The sequence below is a fragment of the Planococcus sp. CP5-4_YE genome (assembly GCF_019042655.1).
GTDB lineage: Bacteria > Bacillota > Bacilli > Bacillales_A > Planococcaceae > Planococcus.
This window is the reverse complement of sequence record NZ_JAHPZO010000027.1, coordinates 1-3169: the sequence shown is the minus strand read 5'-3', so window position 1 is coordinate 3169 and position 3169 is coordinate 1. Positions and strand designations below refer to the sequence as shown.

Here is a 3169-nt window from a genome sequence, read left to right as displayed (position 1 = left end):
ATTATAGTACCTGTGAAGATGCAGGTTACCCGCGACGGATAGGGACCGAACTGTCTCACGACGTTCTGAACCCAGCTCGCGTACCGCTTTAATGGGCGAACAGCCCAACCCTTGGGACCGACTACAGCCCCAGGATGCGATGAGCCGACATCGAGGTGCCAAACCTCCCCGTCGATGTGGACTCTTGGGGGAGATAAGCCTGTTATCCCCGGGGTAGCTTTTATCCGTTGAGCGATGGCCCTTCCATGCGGAACCACCGGATCACTAAGTCCGTCTTTCGACCCTGCTCGACCTGTCCGTCTCGCAGTCAAGCTCCCTTGTGCCTTTACACTCTGCGAATGATTTCCAACCATTCTGAGGGAACCTTTGAGCGCCTCCGTTACTCTTTAGGAGGCGACCGCCCCAGTCAAACTGCCCGCCTGACACTGTCTCCCAAGCCGCTAAGGCTTGTGGGTTAGAAGTTCAATACAACCAGGGTAGTATCCCACCGACGCCTCCCCCGAAGCTGGCGCTCCGGGTTCTCTGGCTCCTACCTATCCTGTACAAGTTGCACCAAAATTCAATATCAGGCTACAGTAAAGCTCCACGGGGTCTTTCCGTCCTGTCGCGGGTAACCTGCATCTTCACAGGTACTATAATTTCACCGAGTCTCTCGTTGAGACAGTGCCCAGATCGTTACGCCTTTCGTGCGGGTCGGAACTTACCCGACAAGGAATTTCGCTACCTTAGGACCGTTATAGTTACGGCCGCCGTTTACTGGGGCTTCGGTTCGCACCTTCGCTTGCGCTAAGCACTCCCCTTAACCTTCCAGCACCGGGCAGGCGTCAGCCCCTATACGTCACCTTACGGTTTTGCAGAGACCTGTGTTTTTGCTAAACAGTCGCCTGGGCCTATTCACTGCGGCTCTCTCGGGCTGTAACACCCTACCAGAGCACCCCTTCTCCCGAAGTTACGGGGTCATTTTGCCGAGTTCCTTAACGAGAGTTCACTCGCTCACCTTAGAATTCTCTTCTCGCCTACCTGTGTCGGTTTGCGGTACGGGCACCTCCCGCCTCGCTAGAGGCTTTTCTTGGCAGTGTGAAATCAGGGACTCTGAGGTAAACCTCTTGCCATCACTGCTTGATGTTATATAGAAACGGGATTTGCCTCGTTTCTCATCTCACAACTTGGACGTGCACAACCAACGGCACGCTCACCCTATCCTTCTGCGTCCCCCCATTACTCAAACGGCGGGGAGGTGGTACAGGAATATCAACCTGTTGTCCATCGTCTACGCCTATCGGCCTCGACTTAGGTCCCGACTAACCCTGAGCGGACGAGCCTTCCTCAGGAAACCTTAGGCATTCGGTGGACGGGATTCTCACCCGTCTTTCGTTACTCATACCGGCATTCTCACTTCTAAGCGCTCCACCAGTCCTTCCGGTCTGACTTCAACGCCCTTAGAACGCTCTCCTACCACGGACATCTACGATGTCCATCCACAGCTTCGGTAATCCGTTTAGCCCCGGTACATTTTCGGCGCAGTGTCACTCGACCAGTGAGCTATTACGCACTCTTTAAATGATGGCTGCTTCTAAGCCAACATCCTGGTTGTCTAAGCAACGCCACATCCTTTTCCACTTAACGGATATTTGGGGACCTTAGCTGGTGGTCTGGGCTGTTTCCCTCTTGACTACGGATCTTATCACTCGCAGTCTGACTCCCAAGTATAAATCACTGGCATTCGGAGTTTGTCTGAATTCGGTAACCCGGGATGGGCCCCTAGTCCAAACAGTGCTCTACCTCCAGGATTCTCTTCTTGAGGCTAGCCCTAAAGCTATTTCGGAGAGAACCAGCTATCTCCAGGTTCGATTGGAATTTCTCCGCTACCCACACCTCATCCCCGCACTTTTCAACGTGCGTGGGTTCGGGCCTCCAGTAAGTGTTACCTTACCTTCACCCTGGACATGGGTAGATCACCTGGTTTCGGGTCTACAACTGCATACTCACTCGCCCTATTCAGACTCGCTTTCGCTGCGGCTCCGGCTTCTCACCTTAACCTTGCATGCAATCGTAACTCGCCGGTTCATTCTACAAAAGGCACGCTATCACCCATTAACGGGCTCTAACTACTTGTAGGCACACGGTTTCAGGATCTATTTCACTCCCCTTCCGGGGTGCTTTTCACCTTTCCCTCACGGTACTGGTTCACTATCGGTCACTAGGGAGTATTTAGCCTTGGGAGATGGTCCTCCCGGATTCCGACGGAATTTCTCGTGTTCCGCCGTACTCAGGATCCACTCTGGAGGGAATGAACTTTCAGCTACGGGGCTATTACCCTGTCTTGCGGACCGTTCCAGGTCGCTTCGCTTAATCCATTCCTTTGTAACTCCGTATAGAGTGTCCTACAACCCCAGAAGGCAAGCCTTCTGGTTTGGGCTGATCCCGTTTCGCTCGCCGCTACTTGGGGAATCGCATTTGCTTTCTCTTCCTTCAGGTACTTAGATGTTTCAGTTCCCTGAGTCTGCCTTCTCATGTGCTATGTATTCACACATGGATACTGCTCCATTACGAACAGTGGGTTTCCCCATTCGGAAATCCCCGGATCACAGCTCACTTACAGCTCCCCGAGGCATATCGGTGTTAGTGCCGTCCTTCTTCGGCTCCTAGTGCCAAGGCATCCACCGTGCGCCCTTATTAACTTAACCACTGAATGGTCAAAAAAATAAGTTGATCGCAATCGCGATCACGCTACTATGATGCTTGTTTCTTAATCAATGTCGATCTATCCAGTTTTCAAAGAACAAGTTTGAAAGTGCTCCGTAAGGAGTGAACCTTCAAAACTGAACGCAAAACGTCAACCCGATTCCGAAGAATGGGTTCCGATAAAATCCTTAGAAAGGAGGTGATCCAGCCGCACCTTCCGATACGGCTACCTTGTTACGACTTCACCCCAATCATCTGTCCCACCTTCGGCGGCTGGCTCCCGTAAGGGTTACCCCACCGACTTCGGGTGTTACAAACTCTCGTGGTGTGACGGGCGGTGTGTACAAGGCCCGGGAACGTATTCACCGCGGCATGCTGATCCGCGATTACTAGCGATTCCGGCTTCATGCAGGCGAGTTGCAGCCTACAATCCGAACTGAGAACGGTTTTCTGGGATTGGCTCCCCCTCGCGGGTTTGCAGCCC

Annotated in this window: 2 rRNA genes; both read right to left on the bottom strand. The window is 52.9% G+C overall.

Annotated features, from left to right (window positions below):
• Window positions 1–9 precede the first annotated feature (9 nt).
• Window positions 10–2687 (bottom strand): 23S ribosomal RNA (locus tag KTG14_RS17235).
• A gap of 190 nt (window positions 2688–2877) precedes the next feature.
• Window positions 2878–3169, bottom strand: a 16S ribosomal RNA gene (locus KTG14_RS17230); the annotation flags it as partial.